Here is a 20054-nt window from a genome sequence, read left to right as displayed (position 1 = left end):
TGCTGACAGAAAATACGTGTACGCGCCGCGCTGTTAAAACAGAGCCGGAGCCTATCACCAATAATAATGATAAGAGTGTTACGTTATGGAACAAACGCGCCAATCTTTGGTTCAACGCCTGCTGAATAAGGTGGAAATCTGGGGAAATAAGCTTCCCGACCCCGCTGTGCTTTTTCTGATGCTGCTTGCTGTAGTGTGGGTACTCTCATGGGCCTTATCCGGCATTGATTTTAATGTATCCGATCCCAGAACTGGCGAATCGCTCGCCATTAATAATCAACTGGCCGGAAGCGCACTAACGCAGTTTATGTCATCCATGGTGACAAATTTTGCGCACTTTCATCCGGTAGGTGTGGTGTTGGTAGCCATGCTGGGGATAGGTATTGCTGAATATTCCGGCTTTATCAACGCAGGCCTGCGTGCACTGCTTTCGGTAACGGCCAAATGGTTGCTTACCCCAATGATTATTCTCATTGGTATTGTCAGCCACTCAGCGGTAGATGCCGGGTATGTGCTGGTGATTCCGCTTGGCGGCGTTATTTTCTATGCGGCCGGCAGACATCCTCTTGCCGGGATTGCCGCAGCGTTTGCCGGGGTGTCTGGGGGATTCTCAGCGAACTTCGTTCCTTCAGCACTCGACCCCATGCTGCAGGGTATCTCTCAGGCTGGTGCGCAACTGCTTGATCCCACTGTCACGCTGAACCCGCTCAACAATTACTATTTTACGACCGCATCGGCGCTGGTGGTTACCGCCCTTGGCTGGTTTATCACAGATAAGCTGGTAGAGCCTAAGCTACAAAACAATCCTATCGATGGCGATATGTCTGATCTCCCCAGCATGGAGCCGTTAAAAGATGACGAGCGCACTGCACTTCGCTGGTCACTTTTCGCCGTGGTCATCGGCATCATTATTCTGGCGGTTACCGCCTCTTTTGAAACCTCACCATGGCGTGGTGATGATGGCTCGCTTACGTCTTTTACAGCGCCGTTGATGAAATCGATTGTGCCGCTGATTTTCCTGCTATTCTTAATTCCCGGGCTGGTTTACGGCCTCATCATTGGCAGTATCCGTAACTCCAAGCAGTTTGTCGAAGGCATGACCAAAGCCATGCAGGGCATGGGTTACTATCTGGTTATTATGTTCTGTATTGCGCAGTTCATCTATGCGTTCGGCCAGTCGAATTTAGGTATATTGCTGGCAGTAAAAGGCGCTGACTTCCTGCAGTCGCTGTCACTGCCTGCAGGCATTACCATCACAGGCATTGTTTTTCTGACAGGCCTGATTAATTTATTTGTTGGTTCAGCTTCCGCGAAATGGGCGCTGCTTGCACCGATATTCATTCCGATGCTGATGCAGTTGGGGATTTCTCCGGATCTGGCTCAGGCCGCCTACCGTATTGGTGACAGCAGCACTAACATCATTACGCCATTAATGCCCTACTTCCCGTTGGTTGTTGTATTTTGTCAGCGTTATGTTACATCGACAGGCATTGGTACACTTACCTCAATGATGCTGCCATTCTCAGTGTGCTTTTTGGTGGTATGGACACTGTTTTTGATTATTTACTGGAGCCTTGGGATCCCGTTGGGAATTCAGGCTTCTTATGAATATGTTGCGCCTTAAGGCCACCCACCCGCGTATTCAGCCTGAGTTGAATACGCGGTAAACCTGCTGAGAACAGGAATCACGAGGATGACTTACAAACATACTCAACCCGGCACCTGGATGCTGATATTCTTCGCCGCTGCCGCCCTGCTGATTCTTTTTTCCCAGGGTGGCGTTGCCGCTAACGTCAGTTGGATGGCGCTTGTGGTTCTGGTTCCGGCTTCACTGCTGTTCTCATCACAAACCATCATTGTCGACGATCAGTCTGTGACCTGGCATTTTGGTTTTGGCTTCTGGAAAAAGCAGTTGCCGGTTTCTGAAATTGCGGCGGTCAGTGTGGTGCGCAATAAATGGTACTTTGGTCTTGGCATCCGCTTTACTCCCCATGGCTGGTTATACGCTGTGTCAGGCCTGGATGCGGTGGAAATAACCCGAAAAGACGGCTCACGGCTACGTCTTGGCACGGACGAGCCGCAGCAATTAATGGCAGCGGTTCAGCAGCATATACCGTGACACCGGGAAACCAGACAAATGTTCTGAAGCACGCTTATTATTTTGGTGGAACAGCCAGCCCTTATTAGCAGCGGCCTCCACCGAGCGCTTCCCGGATACGTGGCATCACTGAGAATATAACGTTGTAATCGTTATCACTAAAAGGAAAGACCTGATGGCATCAGCGGATACCTTTGCGGTTGTGTTCAACAAACTCAGGCCGCTTTTAAGCGCTTTTGCGCCACACCTTCAGTGCACAGCGGATACTTCCGATAACTACTGGCTCGATACGCATCACGTCATGAAAAACAAAAAGCCATTATTTTTTGGCGCGGTGCAAATTAAGCAGCGTTATGTAAGCTATCACCTGATGCCTGTCTATGTATTTCCCGCACTGCTCGATGAGATATCTGCACCGCTTAAAAGCAGAATGCAGGGCAAATCCTGCTTTCAGTTTTCACAGATTGATGAGCCACTGTTTACTGAGTTACAAACGCTCACCGAAGCGGGTTTTCTGCGCTATCGTGAAGCAGGCTATGTGTAACGCACAACAAACGCGTGACGCTTCATGCAATGCAGCTGGCGGTCAATTTCTGCATTCCCGCCCGATTAATACGCTAAGGAGAACGCCAGGTACCGCGCCTGCTCACTCAGACTGGCACGTTGCACCATGATGGAAGCACTCGCGCAGTGGGGCGTTCCGGGTTTGTTCATATCGGCATTTCTGGCAGCGACTATTCTGCCTTTAAGCAGTGAACTGGTATTAAGTGCGTTATTGTTATCAGGACAGTCTCCCACCGCATTGGTGCTGGCGGCTACCACGGGCAATGTACTAGGCTCGTTAACCAATTACGCGCTTGGATTGTGGGCCGCGAGGCCGGTGGTGCAAAAATGGCTGCGGATGAGTGATGCTGCATATGAGGTTGCCGAGCAGCGATTCCGAAAATACGGCCTGGTATCGCTGTGTTTTGCGTGGGTACCAGTGATTGGCGATCCACTGACTGTTATTGCCGGGGCGCTACGAATACCTCTAATAGGATTTCTGATACTGGTTACCACGGGAAAATTTGCCAGATATGTCGTGGTTGCCTATCTTGTGCTGCCTGCCTGAGAGGCCCTGATTTATGTCTTTTTCATTTATTCAAGCCACTCCGTCGGATATTCCTTATCTTCTAACCGTACGCGAACAAACGATGAGTGAGCATCTTCAGCGTGCCGGACGCAACCTGTCCTCAGAAGAACATATGCAGCGAGTGCTGTACCGGTATGAGCTTGCGCATATCATTGAACGGGACGGCGTTAAAATAGGCGCCCTCAAATACAACGCCTCAACGGTTCCGGTACACGTGCTGCAATTGCAGATTGCGCCCCCTTTTCAGAGCCGCGGTTACGGGACGCAAATCCTCAGACAACTCATAACAACCTACCCGGACGCCGGCGTATCGCTATCGCTATTAAAAGACAACCCTGCCCTGCAGCTTTATCTGCGCCTGGGTTTTCATAAGGTTGATGAAGATGCACTGGCATATCATCTTCTCTACCCCGCGCAAACAGACGCTGAAAACAAAAAGAAAAACTAATACCGCGGCGTTTCACTGCGTTATGATGGTGTTATCACGCGGACAAAGGACACAGCCGCGCTTATCACACCCAAACGCTAAGGACTGAAGTACGCGATGAAAATTAACCACTATGCCCGCCCGATAGACAGCGACTATTCGCTGCCATGGGAGAGTTTGTTGATTGAAGGCGCTATTTGCATTATTTGCAGTGTAATGGCTATTGCCGGGTATAAATCCGGTGTGGTACTGATGTTTGCCCCTGCCGGCTTTGTGGCGGTGATTTGTGGATTACTCGTAATTTATACCCTGATAAGCAGTTTTCGATGCAGGATGGCGCTGCGTGGCGCATCGGAACGTGCAGGTACTGACGACAATGACAGCCATTAAGATTGTTCTGCCTGATATTGCCTACCAGCAAAGTTATTGTGAGTATATCGACGAACTGGGTGAAGAAGAGCGCTACCCCTTCCCGCTGGATTTTGACCACAGCGACTTCCCAGCTATGCTGACAAAAATCGCGGATTTTGCTGCGGGACGACACCTGCCTGAAGGCTATGTGCCCAGCACGACATACTGGTTAATTATCGATGGTGTACTCGCAGGCGTATCCAACCTTCGTCATTTTCTGAATGCAGGGCTACAAGAGGCCGGAGGGCATATTGGTCTGGGGATCCGCCCGTCGTTCAGAGGGCAGCAGTGGGGTGCATATTTAATGCAAAAAACGGTAGATATTGCCCGAGAGCGCGGTATTGATGATGTGCATATCCATTGCTACGCAGACAACGCCGCTTCAGCGGCAACAATCAGACGCTGCGGCGGTGAGTTACTGGACATAGTTTCCCTGGATACTGCGACGGTAGCCCGCTACATTGTCTCGCAGCAGCGCTGAAGCATGACTTATTTCCGTTGGTGTATTTAACTATTTCCCCACTTGCCCTATTGCCGCAAAAAATAATATAAGGACGCGTTTTGGACATTTACCCCACTCTTCGATATCACCGCCTCGCTTGTATTGGGTTGCTACTTATTAGCATAGTATCAGCGGGATGCAGCACCACAGCCAGCCCACCGACCCAAAATGACAATATAAAGGTTTATGGAAAGAAAATTGATCGCGAAGACATTCAAGGGGAACCTGTCATGTCAATTGAGGCGCCATCAGGGATCACGGTGGGCGAACTACTTGCCATTCAATCAGCCATCCCGACATTTTCAAACGACGTGTCCTGCACTCAAGCCATAGCCCGGCTGCGGGAGAAAGGTCTTGATATTGAGCAAAGCAAAGACAACACTTTGGTAGCCATTGAGCCGGCGCATAAGCTCACCGTTACTTATAAGTTTTCCAGTTCCACGTGTCCTTCAACCGCAACGCACCACAAATAATAGGAAAACTGGCAATACTAAAACAGACATGTCAGGTTTATGAGAAACTGCAAGGAGTGCTTATTAGAGCGTTTTTAATTGTCGCCATACTGACCGCTATAGCTGGCTGTCAATCTGCCCCGTCTTCAACAGCGAGACCAATGGTCCCGGTTGCTGAATTTAACGCACCAGTGAAACAGATTAAGGTTGAAGACTTATCGGCATACTGGGTTACCGCCCCAACAAAAACTAAGATGCTGAGCAAGCGTCCTGACTGGCTCCCTGAAGGGGCTGGTCAGTGGCAGGTAAAGACCGTAATCGATTCAAACGGAAACGTGGTTGAAAAAACACTCATTAGCTCGCAACCTAAGGGGTTTATGACGCAGGAGATGATAGACGCCATGCCCAGAGACACATTCACGCCCGCAGCAACGAACCCCGAGAGAATACCGGTAAGCTTTATTGGTACCGCAGTAATTGGACCTCGACCATAATCAAGGCTGCAGCGCACAGCGATAATGGACAAAAAGCCCATTATTAACATTTACGCGTGCTGAAAAGCTGCGCCAGCTAAAAATAATAACAATACGCGCTGAAGAAAAATGGCGGCCTGAATCCGGATTTTGCGTCAGGCCGCTCAGGGAATGGAATTAATGATCGTAGCTGATAACGCGGATAACACGCCATTGCTTGCCATCATTTTCCCATAAATGAACAAATCGCGGCTCTGCGACAACCTGCCATTCGCCGCTGTCGGTTTGCAGGCTAAAGCGATGCTTACCAAACTGCACGGCCCCAACGCCCTGTATGGGATGCACTTCATGCGACTCGGGCACAAACTCCCGAATAAGATTGGCATTGCCCCCCTCTTTACACCGATCTAAGAATGACGGCTCAAGCTCAGAACGAGTAAAAGTAGGATCATCATTGTCCTGATAAAATTCGACGTTCTCATCCAGGTATCGACGCCAGATATCAGGCTGACACTGATTAAACGCATCGAACAACGCTTTATCCTGCGCCTTTATCACATCGGATAATGACGGGTTAGCAAGCGCAGCACTGGATAGTAAGGACGCCGCGGCGAGTATCCATGCACGGCGGATTGATGTAGTAAGCATTGGTATATCCTTCTGTTTTCATCGCAAGTAGCATAAATAAGAAGGGTGTGTTTTTGGGTAAGTAAATGTAAGCAGCCGTGTTTGCCATCGATTTCACACTGCGGTGCAGAGGTAAACGGTGCGCGACCCGGCGCGGAAATTAGTCGCTGTCCATCACCTGCTTAAAGATAATGCCAGCTTTGGTGCGGTTGATGACGCCAAGCTTGCGTAATACTGCCGACACATGCTGCTTGACAGTAGACTCTGAGATATCCAGCTCGTAAGCAATTTGCTTATTGAGCAAGCCTTCTGCCATCATTTTCAGTACTTTGAACTGATGCGGCGTCAGTTGGGCAAGCTTTTCAGCAAACTGCTTTTCGTGCTCACTTTCATATTCAGGTAATGACTCATCAAGCCCCGGTGGCAACCACTGCTCGCCTTCCAGAATTTGATTTACCGCTTCGGAAATCACCGGCAACGGGGTGGATTTGGGAATATAGCCGCTGGAGCCCAGCGCGATGGCATTACGGATCACTACCGGGTTTTCTTCGGCAGAAACAATAACCACCAGCACACTGGGAAATTGCGTGCGAAGTTCACTTAAACCGGTGAGCCCCTCGTTGCCTGGCATGTTCAAATCCAGAAACACCAGTTCAATATCGTCATCATCAAGTAAAGATTGCCGGGCCTGCTCAAAGCTGGACGCTTCGGTTATCTCATTGCCGACAATATCTGCCAGCGCCTGGCGCATGGCGGCACGAAACAAAGGATGGTCGTCTGCTATCAGCACTTTCGCTTGCATAAGAGGGTTCATTCAGAGTTATTATCATTATTGTGTGGGCATCATAGCGCTTTGCCCTTCGACACGCAAAAAGGTGGCGACTGCCACCTTTTCTTTGCGATAACTAGCCTGCGTCAACGCACGACTCAGGCCAGTGGTTCTCATCAGGTCAGCCAGACAGTACCGCGGAACACACAACGCAACGCTGACCGGCCGCCCCTGATGAAAGCGGCTTTACCGCCTAAGCTATCAGAAACGATAGCCCACTGTCAGGTGAACGGTACGTGGGTCGCCATAGTAACCAATCAGGGTGGTGTCGCCACCCAGACCCGGGCCATAGCTGCCGTCCTCACCGATAGTTACAAAGTCATATCCCCCAACCAGATATTCTTCATCGGTAAGGTTTTTACCATGCAGACCGGCGTACCAGTCACCTTCCACACTTTCCCAGCGCACGGAGAAGTTCACCAGTCCGTAACCGTCCTGCTCAATCAGGTCGCTGGTTTCAAACAACAGATAATCGCCACGGTAATAGTAGTTCGCGTTGAAAATCAGATCGCCGAAATCTGTTACCATCTGGTAGTTTGCACCTACGTTGAACGTGTTTTCCGGTGTGCTTGCCAGGCCGATAAGCGGGGGGACGGCGTTGTTTTCTTTAATTTCAAAGTCAATGTAACCGTAGGCCACATCGAATTGCAGGTTATCTGTTGCTACCCAGGTCATCTCCAGCTCTAACCCTTTCGCTGCAGTTTCTGCGGCGTTGCGCAGACGCTGGTCAAGCGCAGTGGGGTCAGACAGATCGCCCTCAATACCAATGTACTGGCGATCTTTATGATCGTATGAGAACAACGTTGCGTTCAGACGGAAGGTGTCAGTCAAATCGCTCTTCATACCCACTTCGAAGCTGTCTACAATCTCAGGAGAAACGCCTGGCTCGTTAGTTTGCGCACGCGGGTTAAACGTACCTGATTTAAAGCCCTGTGAGTAGCTGGCGAAGAACATGGTGTCATCGTTCATCTGATATTCCACGCCTAAACGCGGGGTAAAGCGCGACCAGCTTTCTACGGCAGGGGCATCCGGCACGCCGTCACCGTCGGTGTCAGTACCCAGCACCTGTGGTACCAGTTCACCTTCCGGACGCACATACCCGTCAATCCAGCCTGAATACGGATACACATTGGCAAATACCAGGCCGTTGTTAACGTACGCGGTTTTCTCTTCGTCGGTGTAGCGGGCGCCTACAGAAACCGATAACTGATCGTTAATGTCGTAGTTTAACTGCGTGTATGCTGCCCAGCTTTCTGAGTTGTTACAGCCTGTCACCTCACGGGTCAGACCCGACGCGCCCAGCGACTGTCCCAGAATTCCCAGTACAGCATCAAAGTTACCGCATGATTCACCGTCGTAATAATACAGGCCGGATACCAGCGTAAAATTCTGTCCCAGATAGTTCGCCTGCAGTTCGTGCGTATCGTTTGAGTCATCGTATTCTGCCGGCACATCGAATATTGGTAGCTGGGTGTTATCAAAATCGATGTTAGTGGGAGAGTAACTCTCTCTGTGTGAGCCGATGTATTTCAGTTCAAGGGCGTCAGACATATTGTAACGTACTAACCAGTTATACCCTTCCAGTTCAACCTTGTTCCAGGTCGGCAGACTGGTATAAGAATCGTATTTTGAGTCTGGCACCGGTGCATCAGTGAGGATACTGGGGATGAGACGATATCCGCCTTTTGCGTTGGACGTGTCTTCGGTTTTATCCCAGCCCAGACGGAAGAACAAGTCATCCGTTGGATGAACTTCCAGCGTTAAGCGGGCTGCCCACAAGTCTTTGTTGTAGTTTTCTTTGTCCTGCCCTTCCAGCGCGGAAATCAGGTATTCACCGAAACCATCACGGTTCAGATTGGCATAGCCTACACCCAGATAAACGGTGTCTTCTACCAGCGGATACTGACCGGTAAGTTTAACATCGCGCTGATTATAGCTACCTACGGTCGCTTGCGCTGTGAATTGCGGCTCGCCAGACATTTCTTTGGTGACATATTTCACCGCACCACCAATGGTGTTTTTCCCGTAAAGCGTGCCCTGAGGGCCACGCAGAACTTCAATGCGCTGAACGTCTAATAAATCTAATACTGCACCCTGTGGACGTGCGATATACACGTCATCGACATAAATACCAACACCGGGTTCATAACCCCAGAGTGGATCCTGCTGACCCAAACCACGAATAAACGCAGTAAGCGTAGAGTTAGTACCCCGGCTGGTTTGAAGCGTAGTGTTTGGAGAGAACTGTTGTACCTCGGTGAGTACTTCTATGCCCTTTTCGCCCAGCTCCATCGCACCGATAGAGGTAATTGCTACCGGCGTTTCCTGTAATGATTCAACCGTTTTACGTGCTGTTACTTCAATGCGCTCCAGTTTGCCCTTGGTAGCTTCATCATTGTTGTTCTCCTGGGCCATAGCAACGGGCGCAGATAAGCAAGCTGTGGCAACAGCCGCTGCACATAGCGAGCGATTAAAGCGATGCGTTTTCTTCTGTGTGTATGACATAACGTGTCCCTATTCTTCTAAATATTCAATGTCGATAACTGAAGGGTGCGGTCGGTATGTAATGTATGTCAGTTCCCTGATTCCGTATGTAGTACCATCGTACTATGGGCAATTTCTCCTTATGCATCCACAATTTGCAGCGTTCCTGAAGATCTGCGGTCACAGATTTTTTGAAAGGAAAAACCATTATGTTAAGTTTGATCGGCCTGGTCGGCGGATTGGTATTACTTATTGTGCTGACCATTCGGGGAATGAATTTATTCATTGCCGCACCACTTTGCGCATTAATCGTGGCGCTGACTAATCATATTCCCATGTTCGTGGGTGACACAAACTTTGTCGAAACTTACATGAGCGGGTTCACCGGCTTCATTGCGTCCTGGTTCTTTATGTTCTTGCTTGGCGCATTGTTCGGTAAATTCATGGAAGACACCGGCGCTGCCGACTCTGTCGCGCGTTGGATTATTGACAAACTCGGCTTTAAACAGGCAGTACTGGCTGTTGTCATGGCCTGTGCCATTCTCACTTATGGCGGCGTTAGCCTGTTCGTGGTCGCCTTTTCGGTGTATCCGATGGCGCTAAGTCTGTTTAAAGACGCTAACCTGCCCCGTCGTTTTATACCGGCAACCATGGCCTTTGGCTCGGTAACTTTTACCATGACCTCTGCCGGTTCCCCGGAAATCCAGAACTGGATCCCAATAAAGTATTTAGGTACCTCGCCATTTGCCGCCTGGGAAGTTAGTCTGGTTGTGGCAGTTTTTATGGCTTGCTTCGGTTACTGGTGGCTCAAGCGCATGATTGGCAAAGCCGTTGCCAACGGCGAGCATTTTGAAGCGCGTGAGACCGACCCGGAAATTCCGGAACGAGACTATCCGCACCCTATCACAGGTTTGATTCCGTTGTTGGTAGTGCTGGTGTTGTCATTCCTGCTACATGATGCGCTTGGCCACATGGCGCTGATAGTTGCGTTAACCGGTGGCGTGCTGTCACTGATGGCAATTAACTTTTCGCACTTTCATGACTTACCCAAGGCAGTTAATCTGGGCACCACGGGCGCCCTGGTTGCCATTGGTAACACCGCAGCGGTGGTGGGCTTTGGTGCGATAGCGAAAAACACTGAGGCATTTCAGCAAACGGTAGAGATCATGACCCACATTCCCGGTAACGAGCTAATCGGCGCGGCCATTGCGGTAAGCGTGATAGCCGGCCTTACCGGATCGGCATCTGGCGGTCAGGCCATTGTGTTACCGCTGGTTGGCCCGCATTATCTTGACCGCGGCGTCGAACCAGAAGAGCTGCATCGCATTGTTGCCATTTCTTCTGGCGCATTGGACTCTCTGCCGCACAACGGCTATGTTGTCACCACCATTCGTGCTATTTGTCAGGAAACGCATAAAGCCGCCTACGGCTCGGTGGCAGCACTTACGGTCATCGTGCCGCTGATTGGTCTGGCAATGGCCATTGCCCTGTTTAGTATTTTCTAAGGAGAGAATGTATGTCTCGTCGCCCTGCCGTTTCTATTTGGGCTCTGACTTGCCTGCTTTGGCTATTAAGCGGCTGCGCTATCGCCCAGTCACCTGCCACAGGCGACACTTTACTGGTTGAAAAGCAGCGCTTTACGCTGCCGACGTTTACCACGTTTGGCGGCAAAACCATCAAAAACGTCAACGTTGGCTGGGAAAGCTACGGAGAATTGAATGAGGCCAAAGATAACGTCATTTTGATCACGCATTTTTTCTCGGGCTCTTCTCACGCGGCAGGCAAATACGCCGCTGACGATGCCGCCCCCGGCTACTGGGATGCGATTATCGGTCCGGGCAAAGCCATCGACACCAACCGCTTTTTCGTGGTGAGCGTAGACTCGCTGGCAAACCTCAATGCCTACGATGACAACGTGATCACTACCGGCCCCGCCACCATTAATCCTGACACCGGTAAGCCTTACGGGCTAGATTTTCCGGTAGTCACTATCCGTGACTTTGTGAATGTGCAAAAGGCCGTGTTGGAAAGCCTAGGCATTAGCAAACTGCACGCTATCGTGGGGCCTTCGATGGGGTCAATGCAGGCTTTAGACTGGGCATCCGCTTATCCTGAGTGGGTGCCACGTATGGTGTCGGTGATTGGTGCAGGGCAAAGCGATGCCTGGACTACCGCCGCACTCGAACAATGGGCCATGCCCATACGCCTGGATAAAAACTGGAACGACGGTAACTACACTCCCGACAATGCGCCGAATGAAGGACTGGCAGCGTCACTGGCGCTCATCACACAACAAGCGTTACACCCTGAGTACTTTGCTACGCAGGGAGAGAGCCTCGGTTACAGCGCACTTGAGGATGCACCGCTTAATGATATTCGCGCGTCTCACAGCATTGTAAACTGGTTGTTCGACCGCGCAGCGACCCGCGCACAGAAAATGGATGCTAACCACCTGCTTTATCTGGTTCGTGCCTGTCAGTTATATGTTGCCGGTCACAACGACGATCTGAAAACCGGGCTGGCGAACGTTAAAGCCAAAACCTTCTTTTTGCCCGCTGAAACCGATTTGTTACTCATGCCTTACCTTGCCCGCGATACGCACGACATGCTTGTAACGCAGGGGAAAAACAGTACGTTTGATACTCTGAAAGGGTCGTTTGGACACCTTGAGGGTGTGGTTGATATTAAGGAGCAGGCAGACGCCCTGCGCGCTTTTCTTGAAGAATAAAAGCAGAGAATAAAAGGAATCGAATGATGAACGCGATCACCCGTTGCGTAACGAAAGCAGCCGCAGGTATAGCTCTGGCCCTGTCGGCAACCACCGTTGTAAACGCCAGCACTCAGCCGGTACCGCCGCTCAATCTGGATACCGATACCATTACGGTATCTGGTCTTTCTTCCGGCGGCTATATGGCTAACCAGTTTCATATGGCTTACAGCGACTGGGTAAAAGGGGCCGGTATCATTGCCGCCGGACCCTACTATTGCGGGCAAAATGATATCACTACGGCGCTTAGCCAGTGCGTCAATAAAATGGATAGCCCGGTTAACTTAGATACGCTGAGTGCCAAAGCGAAAGACTGGGCGCAACGCGGTAAAATTGCACCACTGGAGAACCTTAAAGACAGCAAAGTATGGCTGTTGCACGGCACCGCCGATACCCGAGTTATGAGTGACGTGAGCGACTTGCTGCACACGCAGTACACTATGCTGGTGCCTGAAACTCAGGTGACCTATGTCAACGACAAGCCCTTTGCCCATGTCTTCCCTACGCTGGACAACGGCGGTAGCTGTACTACCTCGGAAAGCCCGTTTATTGGTGCCTGTGAATACGACGCTGCCGGTGAGATGCTGAATTTCATGTACGACTCACTGACAGCGCCAGACGATACGCTAAGTGGAAACGTCTATTCCTTCAGACAAGCCGAACTCGCCGGAGACAATGCGAAAACCTTAGGTGAGCTGGGTTTTGTCTATGTTCCGAAAAACTGTGAAGCCGGAAGTGATGGCAGTGATGGTGCCAATGCAAGCGCGGGTGAAAATACCAACGGCAACGCGTGTCAGGTACATGTGAGCTTCCACGGCTGTAATCAGTACGCAGACGCGGTGGATGACGCTTATGTGACCGGTACAGGACTAAATCGCTGGGCTGATGACAACAGTATGGTTGTTATCTATCCGCAGACCAAAAAGTCGATGTTTATGCCGCTGAACCCTCAGGGTTGCTGGGACTGGTGGGGTTATACCTCAGAAGACTATGCCACCCGTGACGGACAACAGATCCAGGCGGTTAAATCTATGATCGAAGGGCTATCCGGTAAAGGAATCGAATAATGAAACCGTTAAATATCTTTATCACCGGCGGTGCCAGCGGCATTGGACTTGGTATTGCAGAATCGCTGGCCGCAGAGGGTCATCACATTATTGTTGCTGACATCAATCTGGATGCCGCGCAGTCTGCCGCCGATAAAATCAGCGATCAGGGCGGCAGTGCCCAGGCCATAGAAGTAAACGTATGCGATGCCAAGCGAGTGGGTGAACTGGCCAGCGAGTTAAAAGACACACCGGTAGATGTGCTGGTGAATAACGCGGGTATTCAGCACGTATCTAAAATTGAAGACTTCCCACCGGAAAAGTGGCAACAACTTATTAATATTATGCTGGTTGGCCCTGCCCTGCTTACCCAGGCGTTTTTGCCCGGCATGCGTGAACGGGACTTTGGACGCATTGTGAACGTGGGGTCGATTCACTCGGTGATAGCCTCTCCTTACAAGTCAGCGTATGTGGCTGCAAAACATGGCCTGCTGGGCTTTGCGAAAACCATTGCACTGGAAACCGGCGACTGCAACGTTACCATTAACACCCTGTGCCCTGCGTACGTAAAAACGCCACTGGTAGAAAAGCAGATTGCCGCTCAGGCAAAAGAAAACAACATGTCTGAAGAAGACGTGGTGAATAAAATCATGCTGGAGCCTATGCCGAAGAAGAGTTTCATCAGTGTGGAAGAGCTTGCCGATACCGCGAAGTTCCTGATTAGTCCAAGTGCTCGCAACATCACAGGCCAGACAATGATCCTGGATGGTGGCTGGACGGCCCGCTAACGCTTTTAATATTAAGAAAAACTGTGCTAATGTCCTGACCATTACTGTGGAAAGGACATTCGCATTTTATGCCCTACGCAACCGTTGGTTTGATAGGTAAGCCACAACACACCGGCACCCACGACAGCCTGAACCTGCTTGCAGACTATCTGCTGAAACGCGGCTGCGAATTATTGGTGGAAGAGTCAATTTCTACCGATATCGAAGGTTTCCCTCACACCGCCTGCGACCTCGTAAGTATTGGAAAAAAGGCCGATTTAGCGGTAGTGGTTGGTGGCGATGGCAGTATGCTGGGTGCGGCCCGCGTGCTGGCCCGCTTTGATATTCATGTGGTGGGTGTGAACCGGGGCAACCTGGGATTTCTTACCGACATCAATCCCGATGATATTGTCGAACAGCTGGACTTAATTTTCGACGGACAATGTATTGTCGAAGAGCGCTTTTTGCTGGAAGTGGGCGTATTTCGACATGAAAAACTGAAAAGCAATAACTCTGCTGTAAACGAAGTGGTGCTTCACCACGGCAAAGTCGCCCACATGATGGAATTTGAAATTTACATCGACGGCCATTTTGTCTTCAGCCAGCGTTCCGATGGATTAATTGTAGCCACACCTACCGGCTCCACGGCTTACTCACTCTCCGGTGGCGGCCCTATCATTATGCCTAAACTGGACGCGCTGACACTGGTGCCCATGTTCCCGCATACCCTGAGTAGCCGCCCTATCGTGGTAGATGCCGACAGTTCAGTGTCGATGAAAGTATCTAAAGTAAACAGCGATTCATTGCAGGTAAGCTGCGACAGCCATATTGTGTTGCCGGTGTTGCCTGGCGATGAAATCCGCGTGAACAAAAGTGCCGATAAACTTAGCCTGGTACACCCCAAAGGCTATAACTACTTTACGGTTCTCAGAAACAAACTTGGCTGGGGCAGCAAGCTATATTAGCTGCAGCCACCGAATACCGAATCTGAAGCAACAACGCTTGCGCGGCGAAGACACCTTCCTGCCCGGCAAGCAAGACACAACCAGACATTACGCTGCCACTCACTGCAACTATCTACAGGGTTATTTGCATAGCATTGCCTTGATAGCGGTACAGTGAAAGCGCATGCTATTGCGCTGCGAAGTCAGTATTGAGCAATAACTCGCGTAAGTGGCATTTTTTGTCTGAAAAAGCAGGTAGAATTTAGCCTGAAGACTCCAGAAATTTAACCCAGTGCGTCTTAACGCCAAGGTGCTCAAGAATGATTTTGGCGCACACCAGAATCGGCACGGCCAGCAATGCCCCCGCTACGCCCCACAACCAGCCCATTATCCCCAGCCAGACAATGATAATCAGTGGATTTAAGCGGAATTGTTTGCCCAGCACCGCCGGCGTTACGAACTGAGACTCAATAATATTTATCGTCAGAAAGACCGCCGCCGGGAAAAAGGCCATAGATACCAGACCAAACTGGACAGCGCCGGCTACCACAAGAATGGTGGTACTAACCATTCCGCCAAGGTAAGGCACGAAATTCAGTAAGCCAACCAGCGCTCCCCATAACAAAGCATCATCGATACCCAGAATAAAAAACACTGTTGCAGTGACGGCACCTAACAAACCGTTAACCATGCTGATAGTAAGAATGTAGTTAGACAGCCGCCTTTGAATCTGGCTTACCAACAAAATAGCCCGCTTTTTGTCGCTCACCACCGGAAAATCCTGGACGAAAACCTTAAAAAGAGACGGCCCGAATACCAGCAGAAAGAGAATAAGAATAATACTGCCGAGTAGTTGCGCAATGAGAAACGGCGCGGCAGCAAGAGTTTCAAGTAAGACTTCCAAACTGCCCTGCTTTATTTTTCCGGTAACCGTACTCTCTTCTTTTTCGGGCTCCTGAGGAGGCTCAGCAACGGGTTGTTCATCCTCATCATCGTCAAACCAACCAAACAGCGAAAAGCCTTTTTCCTCTTCCGTTTTCTGATTCACGATTTCTTTTGCTTCAGTTTGCTTATTTTCAAACTTCTCGCTGATCTCGTCGATATGTTCTGTCACTTCTGCCGATAACGTGGGTAAGCGCTCCATCCAGCGCTCGGCGGGCTGAACCAGCTGAATACCCAACAAAGTGAAGGGCGTGACCAGTAACCCAATCAGCACAACAGCAGACACCCCGCGAGGGACATAAAATTTTCGCGCAATCGTCACCAATGGGCTTAGCAATAGTGCGATAAAGGCAGAAAACGCCAGCGGCACAAACAAGGTTTTCGCCAGATACAGTGTGTAGATGACAGACATAAACAGCAGAATTTTCAGTAGCCTTGTCTGTCGGGCTTCCCTAACACTCTCCACGGATACAGAGGACGAGCCCGGCTTATCGTTATTTGTCTGCATTTTTTTATTATCCTTTTTCTTTGCACCTGGCATGGTATCGGGTTTGCCAGCGTTATGAGCCCGACAGGCAAGATACAGCAAGGAACGCGCCATAAGTTGTGTGGTCAAGCTATCTTAACGCTTTACTATGGCATAAATTCGTAAGAAGGCGGAGTAAGCCTGTGGAACAGAAAAAGAATGCGCAGGGGTATATGAAAGGCACCAACAGACAAAAAAACATTTACTTTACTCGTTCAAACAACCATGTTTAATGTCGTTAATACGTTTTTACCCTGTTTTGCATTTCTTTTACTCGCGTCTTAAAGATAAAGAAAGCATTGCCATTTCAACACGTTACCAAACAAACCAGTCACCCAGTTGTGAAAATACTACAGCCACCTCTTTACATCACAAAAATACTGTATATATTTACACATACTGTATAAACATCGAGTAAGTTTATGTTAGCGCATCTTTCTATTAAAAACTTTGCTGTAGTAAAACAGCTTGCGGTAAATTTAGAAGATGGGCTTACGGCGATTACGGGTGAAACCGGGGCCGGTAAGTCCATTGCCATCGACGCCCTCAGCCTGTGCATGGGTGAACGCGCAGATGCGGGAGCGGTTAGAAAAGACGCCGCAAAAGCAGAAATCATCGCCCACTTTTCACTGAATGGCAATGCCGCAGCCAGACACTGGCTGGAAGAGAACGAGCTGGATGATGAAGAAGACAACAGCTGTTTTATCCGTCGTGTCATCTCTAAAGAAGGTCGTTCCAAAGCCTTTATTAATGGTACCCCGGTTTCGTTACAGCAATTGAAAAGCTTCGGGCAGTTTCTGGTCGCCATTCATGGGCAGAACACGCATTTGCAACTTCTCAAAGAAGACTACCAGCGGCAGCTGCTCGACAGCTTTGCCGGTCATAACGGGTTACTTAACGATGTGGCGACTACATACCGTAACTGGCGCGCATTACAAACCGAGCTTACTACACTGCAGCAACAGGCCCAGGCACGTGAAGACCGCATACAGCTTTTGCGCTATCAGGTGGAAGAACTGAATGAGTTTGCGCTGGAAGAAGGCGAATTTTCAGAGCTGGAAACAGAACATAAACGACTTAGCAATGGCCAGAACTTACTCGAACAGGCACAAACCAGCTTTTATCATTTATATGAAAGTGATGAAGGCAACGCGCTCTCAGTGATTCAGAATAGCATTGAACGCTTAGGCGAATTAGAAGCACATGATGCTACGCTGACCCCAATCATTGCGATGCTGAATGACGCAGCAATTCAGGTTGAAGAAGCCTCTGGCGAGCTTCGCAGCTACTGCGACGATTTAGAAATAGATCCTCTGCGGCTGCAACAGGTAGAAGCTCGATTCAGTAAAGCTATGGAACTGGCTCGCAAACACATGATTTCGCCCGAAGAACTGTACGCTCATCACCAGGCTCTGGCTGCAGAGTTTGCAGAACTTGGCGAGCAGGAAAGCCGGCTTGATGATCTGATTGCCGGCGTGGAAAATGCCCGTATTGGTTATTTGCAGTCAGCAAAAGCCCTATCTGAGTCACGTCAACAGGCTGCCTCCGCGTTGGCGAGTGCAATAGAGGGGCAAATTCGTAAAATGAATATGCCTCATGCAGAAGTGGCCATTGAAATAGAATACGACGACACTCGCAAGCCAGCCGGAATAGGTCTGGATGCCATCGAAATGACTGTATCGACCAACCCAGGACAACCCAAAGATCGCCTGGATAAAGTGGTATCTGGTGGTGAATTATCCCGGATCGGTCTGGCAATTCAGGTAATCGCCAGCGATCAACATGCTGTTCCCACCATGATATTTGACGAAGTGGATACGGGTATCAGTGGTCCGACAGCGTCGATAGTGGGCAATTTATTACGGCAACTGGGAAAACGCAGCCAGGTGATGTGCGTAACACACCTTCCGCAAGTAGCAGCACAGGCACATAATCAGCTGTTTGTTACCAAACTGACTGATGGTGAGAGCACGGAAACACGTATGCTGGCTCTGACCCAGCAGGATCGCGTAGATGAACTGGCTCGCTTGCTGGCGGGTGATAAAGTAACGGAATCGGCGTTAGCGAACGCCAGGGAATTGCTGAAAAGCGCAGAATCGAACTAATAAGCGGTTGATTGGTCATACTTGTCGAGGTAGCATGCCTTCGCGCTGCAAAAACTGCGTTATTGCGCTGTCTTCGGCAAGATGAGTGCTGACAAAAAATGTAACGCAACCAATAAAAAAGCAATGACTGGAATTAACTCACGCATGAAGTTGTATCAATTAGTTCTCCTTTTCGGGTTCACATTCACCGCTGTTGGCTGTTCAAACTGGATTTATCGCATCGACGTCCCTCAGGGTAACTTTCTTGATGAGCGCGATGTAGAGAAGTTGCGTATTGGCATGACCAAAGAACAAGTTATTTATGTTTTGGGCCGCCCAGTGGTACAAGACTCATTCGATAATGACACCTGGTACTATGTTTACGACATGAAACGCGGCATGGCCAAGCGTGGTGAAGACTTTCAAAAACAAATGATCATTACATTTGAAGACAATAAAGTGGCGAATGTTGAGGGTGATTTTGAACTCTCGGAAGACTTCAATACACCACTGGATCAGTAAGCGCACAGATATCAAGCGATAATAGTCCATTACACGAAAATGTTGTGTAATGGGCTAACGCCCCATCCCATCTCCTTTCCCGAAATACTGTTAAGTCATTGATATTATATACTTTTATTTATTGGCACAACGCCTGCTTTAAGGCTGGTAACGATAAATAAAAACAGGTTTCACACTCATGTTTAAAAAAACACTTCTACTTAGCGCCATTATTGCATCTGGCATGACACTTTCTGGCTGCGTTATTCACGTTGGTGGTGATAACGCTGATCACGATGGTGCCAACCTGAGCAGCGTTCTGGGTGGATTTGATATTCGTGACGGACGCGTGGTCAGCGATGTATCCACAGTGAATGGCGGTATCGATATTGGCAATAATGTTACAGCTGAAGATCTGGAAACAGTTAATGGTGGCATCGAGCTGGGTGATAACGTCTCGGTTCGTTCAGCAGAAGTAGTAAATGGCGATATCGAAGCCGGTGAGAATCTGCGCGTCACAGAAGATATCGAAACGGTTAACGGTGATGTCCTGCTTGGCAGATTCGCTGAAATTGGTGACGACATAGAAACCGTTAACGGCGACATATCACTGAAAGAGTCTGTTGTACGAGGAAATGTTGAAACTGTTAATGGTGATATCACACTAAAAGATAACACACTGGTTGCTGGTGATATCGTTTACGAAGAGACACATGGTGACTGGAACTGGGATAGCAGCGTTCCTACACTGCATATAGACGCGTCATCAAAAGTGGAAGGTATGATCATACTTCACCGCGAAGTGAAACTGGACATCGAGAACGATGCCCTGCTTGGCAAGGTGAAGCGCCAATACAGCGACGAGTAAACTTTTGCAGTCGCCTGCTACCTAACTTAAAGCCCTCCGATGGAGGGCTTTTTCGTGAAGGACATAATCTCCGATAAACGATCGGGTAATTTTCTGATGCGTTTATTCCAAACCGGCAAGTGAAACTTATAAACCGCGCTGTTAATACACTATCCCGTCATTTATGTTTATCTG

General features: G+C 49.5%; 21 protein-coding genes. 17 read left to right on the top strand and 4 right to left on the bottom strand.

Translation table 11 applies throughout. From position 1 onward, the window contains the following. The first annotated feature begins 85 nt into the window (after positions 1-85). From ACLBLI_RS07330 to ACLBLI_RS07290, 9 genes are all read left to right on the top strand, one after another. Positions 86-1624 carry an AbgT family transporter gene (locus ACLBLI_RS07330; RefSeq protein ID WP_414830448.1) on the top strand — a complete coding sequence of 513 codons (1539 nt, stop codon included), beginning with the start codon at positions 86-88 and terminating at the stop codon, positions 1622-1624. Positions 1625-1693: 69 nt separating this feature from the next. Then, positions 1694-2119 (top strand): hypothetical protein, encoded by a 426-nt coding sequence (locus ACLBLI_RS07325; protein WP_414830447.1) that lies wholly within the window; start codon positions 1694-1696, stop codon positions 2117-2119. A 154-nt stretch (positions 2120-2273) separates the two neighbouring features. Further along, entirely contained in the window at positions 2274-2642 is a 369-nt protein-coding gene (locus tag ACLBLI_RS07320) for a hypothetical protein (protein ID WP_414830446.1), read from the top strand. A 126-nt stretch (positions 2643-2768) separates the two neighbouring features. After that, the gene (locus ACLBLI_RS07315; protein ID WP_414830445.1) at positions 2769-3209 is read left to right on the top strand and encodes a YqaA family protein; all 441 of its coding nucleotides are present in this window, start codon (positions 2769-2771) and stop codon (positions 3207-3209) included. A gap of 13 nt (positions 3210-3222) precedes the next feature. Further along, positions 3223-3678, top strand: a complete 456-nt coding sequence (locus ACLBLI_RS07310; protein WP_414830444.1) for an N-acetyltransferase family protein — start codon at positions 3223-3225, stop codon at positions 3676-3678. 96 nt (positions 3679-3774) lie between these two features. Continuing rightward, a complete protein-coding gene (locus ACLBLI_RS07305; protein ID WP_414830443.1) occupies positions 3775-4047 on the top strand; it encodes a hypothetical protein in 273 nt (90 codons plus the stop codon). After that, entirely contained in the window at positions 4034-4549 is a 516-nt protein-coding gene (locus ACLBLI_RS07300) for a GNAT family N-acetyltransferase (RefSeq protein WP_414830442.1), read from the top strand. The genes ACLBLI_RS07305 and ACLBLI_RS07300 overlap by 14 nt, the downstream gene beginning before the upstream one ends. Before the next feature lie 251 nt (positions 4550-4800). Beyond that, complete coding sequence (locus ACLBLI_RS07295; protein WP_414830441.1) at positions 4801-5043, top strand: hypothetical protein; 243 nt, start codon at positions 4801-4803, stop codon at positions 5041-5043. 170 nt (positions 5044-5213) lie between these two features. Continuing rightward, entirely contained in the window at positions 5214-5516 is a 303-nt protein-coding gene (locus ACLBLI_RS07290; protein ID WP_414830440.1) for a hypothetical protein, read from the top strand. Between the two features lie 156 nt (positions 5517-5672). On the opposite strand, the gene ACLBLI_RS07285 is transcribed toward ACLBLI_RS07290, so the two are convergent. The 3 genes from ACLBLI_RS07285 to ACLBLI_RS07275 form a co-directional block, all read right to left on the bottom strand. Further along, positions 5673-6143, bottom strand: a complete 471-nt coding sequence (locus tag ACLBLI_RS07285; RefSeq protein ID WP_414830439.1) for a nuclear transport factor 2 family protein — start codon at positions 6141-6143, stop codon at positions 5673-5675. A gap of 139 nt (positions 6144-6282) precedes the next feature. After that, positions 6283-6924, bottom strand: a complete 642-nt coding sequence (locus ACLBLI_RS07280) for a response regulator (RefSeq protein ID WP_414830438.1) — start codon at positions 6922-6924, stop codon at positions 6283-6285. A 228-nt stretch (positions 6925-7152) separates the two neighbouring features. After that, complete coding sequence (locus tag ACLBLI_RS07275) at positions 7153-9456, bottom strand: TonB-dependent receptor (protein WP_414830437.1); 2304 nt, start codon at positions 9454-9456, stop codon at positions 7153-7155. 188 nt (positions 9457-9644) lie between these two features. On the opposite strand from ACLBLI_RS07275, the gene ACLBLI_RS07270 reads away from it, so the two are divergent. From ACLBLI_RS07270 to nadK, 5 genes are all read left to right on the top strand, one after another. Next, a complete protein-coding gene (locus tag ACLBLI_RS07270) occupies positions 9645-10940 on the top strand; it encodes a GntP family permease (RefSeq protein ID WP_414830436.1) in 1296 nt (431 codons plus the stop codon). Between the two features lie 11 nt (positions 10941-10951). Then, positions 10952-12163, top strand: coding sequence for an E22 family MetX-like putative esterase (locus tag ACLBLI_RS07265; RefSeq protein ID WP_414830435.1), 1212 nt, complete (start codon positions 10952-10954; stop codon positions 12161-12163). A gap of 23 nt (positions 12164-12186) precedes the next feature. Beyond that, positions 12187-13269, top strand: a complete 1083-nt coding sequence (locus tag ACLBLI_RS07260; RefSeq protein WP_414830434.1) for a polyhydroxybutyrate depolymerase — start codon at positions 12187-12189, stop codon at positions 13267-13269. After that, positions 13269-14036 (top strand): 3-hydroxybutyrate dehydrogenase, encoded by a 768-nt coding sequence (locus tag ACLBLI_RS07255; protein WP_414830433.1) that lies wholly within the window; start codon positions 13269-13271, stop codon positions 14034-14036. The genes ACLBLI_RS07260 and ACLBLI_RS07255 overlap by 1 nt, the downstream gene beginning before the upstream one ends. Positions 14037-14104: 68 nt before the next feature. After that, complete coding sequence (gene nadK, locus ACLBLI_RS07250) at positions 14105-14980, top strand: NAD(+) kinase (protein WP_218312291.1); 876 nt, start codon at positions 14105-14107, stop codon at positions 14978-14980. 241 nt (positions 14981-15221) lie between these two features. Here the strand turns inward: nadK and ACLBLI_RS07245 are convergent, their stop codons facing one another. Continuing rightward, complete coding sequence (locus ACLBLI_RS07245) at positions 15222-16409, bottom strand: AI-2E family transporter (RefSeq protein ID WP_414830432.1); 1188 nt, start codon at positions 16407-16409, stop codon at positions 15222-15224. A 440-nt stretch (positions 16410-16849) separates the two neighbouring features. On the opposite strand from ACLBLI_RS07245, the gene recN reads away from it, so the two are divergent. The 3 genes from recN to ACLBLI_RS07230 all read left to right on the top strand — a co-directional run bounded on the left by recN (position 16850) and on the right by ACLBLI_RS07230 (position 19880). Next, complete coding sequence (gene recN, locus ACLBLI_RS07240; protein WP_414830431.1) at positions 16850-18532, top strand: DNA repair protein RecN; 1683 nt, start codon at positions 16850-16852, stop codon at positions 18530-18532. Between the two features lie 144 nt (positions 18533-18676). Then, positions 18677-19033: an outer membrane protein assembly factor BamE gene (locus ACLBLI_RS07235; RefSeq protein WP_218312288.1), complete on the top strand. Its 357-nt coding sequence runs from the start codon at positions 18677-18679 to the stop codon at positions 19031-19033. Positions 19034-19211: 178 nt separating this feature from the next. Continuing rightward, on the top strand, positions 19212-19880 hold the full coding sequence (locus ACLBLI_RS07230; RefSeq protein ID WP_414830430.1) for a hypothetical protein: 669 nt from the start codon (positions 19212-19214) through the stop codon (positions 19878-19880). Positions 19881-20054 lie beyond the last annotated feature (174 nt).

Origin of the sequence: Alteromonas sp. H39 (assembly GCF_047556435.1) — a bacterium.
In the GTDB taxonomy this organism is placed as follows: Bacteria; Pseudomonadota; Gammaproteobacteria; order Enterobacterales; family Alteromonadaceae; genus Alteromonas.
This window is presented reverse-complemented; position numbering and strand designations above follow the sequence as displayed.

What these genes read in the sequence shown, in the direction of transcription:
- ACLBLI_RS07280 (WP_414830438.1), bottom strand. Translation starts at nt 6,924, where the DNA reads ATGCAAGCGAAAGTGCTGATAGCAGACGACCATCCTTTGTTTCGTGCC.
- ACLBLI_RS07285 (WP_414830439.1), bottom strand. Translation starts at nt 6,143, where the DNA reads ATGCTTACTACATCAATCCGCCGTGCATGGATACTCGCCGCGGCGTCC.
- ACLBLI_RS07235 (WP_218312288.1), top strand. Translation starts at nt 18,677, where the DNA reads ATGAAGTTGTATCAATTAGTTCTCCTTTTCGGGTTCACATTCACCGCT.
- ACLBLI_RS07275 (WP_414830437.1), bottom strand. Translation starts at nt 9,456, where the DNA reads ATGTCATACACACAGAAGAAAACGCATCGCTTTAATCGCTCGCTATGT.
- recN (WP_414830431.1), top strand. Translation starts at nt 16,850, where the DNA reads ATGTTAGCGCATCTTTCTATTAAAAACTTTGCTGTAGTAAAACAGCTT.
- ACLBLI_RS07295 (WP_414830441.1), top strand. Translation starts at nt 4,801, where the DNA reads ATGTCAATTGAGGCGCCATCAGGGATCACGGTGGGCGAACTACTTGCC.
- ACLBLI_RS07230 (WP_414830430.1), top strand. Translation starts at nt 19,212, where the DNA reads ATGTTTAAAAAAACACTTCTACTTAGCGCCATTATTGCATCTGGCATG.
- ACLBLI_RS07265 (WP_414830435.1), top strand. Translation starts at nt 10,952, where the DNA reads ATGTCTCGTCGCCCTGCCGTTTCTATTTGGGCTCTGACTTGCCTGCTT.
- ACLBLI_RS07305 (WP_414830443.1), top strand. Translation starts at nt 3,775, where the DNA reads ATGAAAATTAACCACTATGCCCGCCCGATAGACAGCGACTATTCGCTG.
- ACLBLI_RS07270 (WP_414830436.1), top strand. Translation starts at nt 9,645, where the DNA reads ATGTTAAGTTTGATCGGCCTGGTCGGCGGATTGGTATTACTTATTGTG.
- nadK (WP_218312291.1), top strand. Translation starts at nt 14,105, where the DNA reads ATGCCCTACGCAACCGTTGGTTTGATAGGTAAGCCACAACACACCGGC.
- ACLBLI_RS07260 (WP_414830434.1), top strand. Translation starts at nt 12,187, where the DNA reads ATGATGAACGCGATCACCCGTTGCGTAACGAAAGCAGCCGCAGGTATA.
- ACLBLI_RS07315 (WP_414830445.1), top strand. Translation starts at nt 2,769, where the DNA reads ATGATGGAAGCACTCGCGCAGTGGGGCGTTCCGGGTTTGTTCATATCG.
- ACLBLI_RS07320 (WP_414830446.1), top strand. Translation starts at nt 2,274, where the DNA reads ATGGCATCAGCGGATACCTTTGCGGTTGTGTTCAACAAACTCAGGCCG.
- ACLBLI_RS07255 (WP_414830433.1), top strand. Translation starts at nt 13,269, where the DNA reads ATGAAACCGTTAAATATCTTTATCACCGGCGGTGCCAGCGGCATTGGA.
- ACLBLI_RS07300 (WP_414830442.1), top strand. Translation starts at nt 4,034, where the DNA reads ATGACAGCCATTAAGATTGTTCTGCCTGATATTGCCTACCAGCAAAGT.
- ACLBLI_RS07245 (WP_414830432.1), bottom strand. Translation starts at nt 16,409, where the DNA reads ATGCAGACAAATAACGATAAGCCGGGCTCGTCCTCTGTATCCGTGGAG.
- ACLBLI_RS07310 (WP_414830444.1), top strand. Translation starts at nt 3,223, where the DNA reads ATGTCTTTTTCATTTATTCAAGCCACTCCGTCGGATATTCCTTATCTT.
- ACLBLI_RS07330 (WP_414830448.1), top strand. Translation starts at nt 86, where the DNA reads ATGGAACAAACGCGCCAATCTTTGGTTCAACGCCTGCTGAATAAGGTG.
- ACLBLI_RS07325 (WP_414830447.1), top strand. Translation starts at nt 1,694, where the DNA reads ATGACTTACAAACATACTCAACCCGGCACCTGGATGCTGATATTCTTC.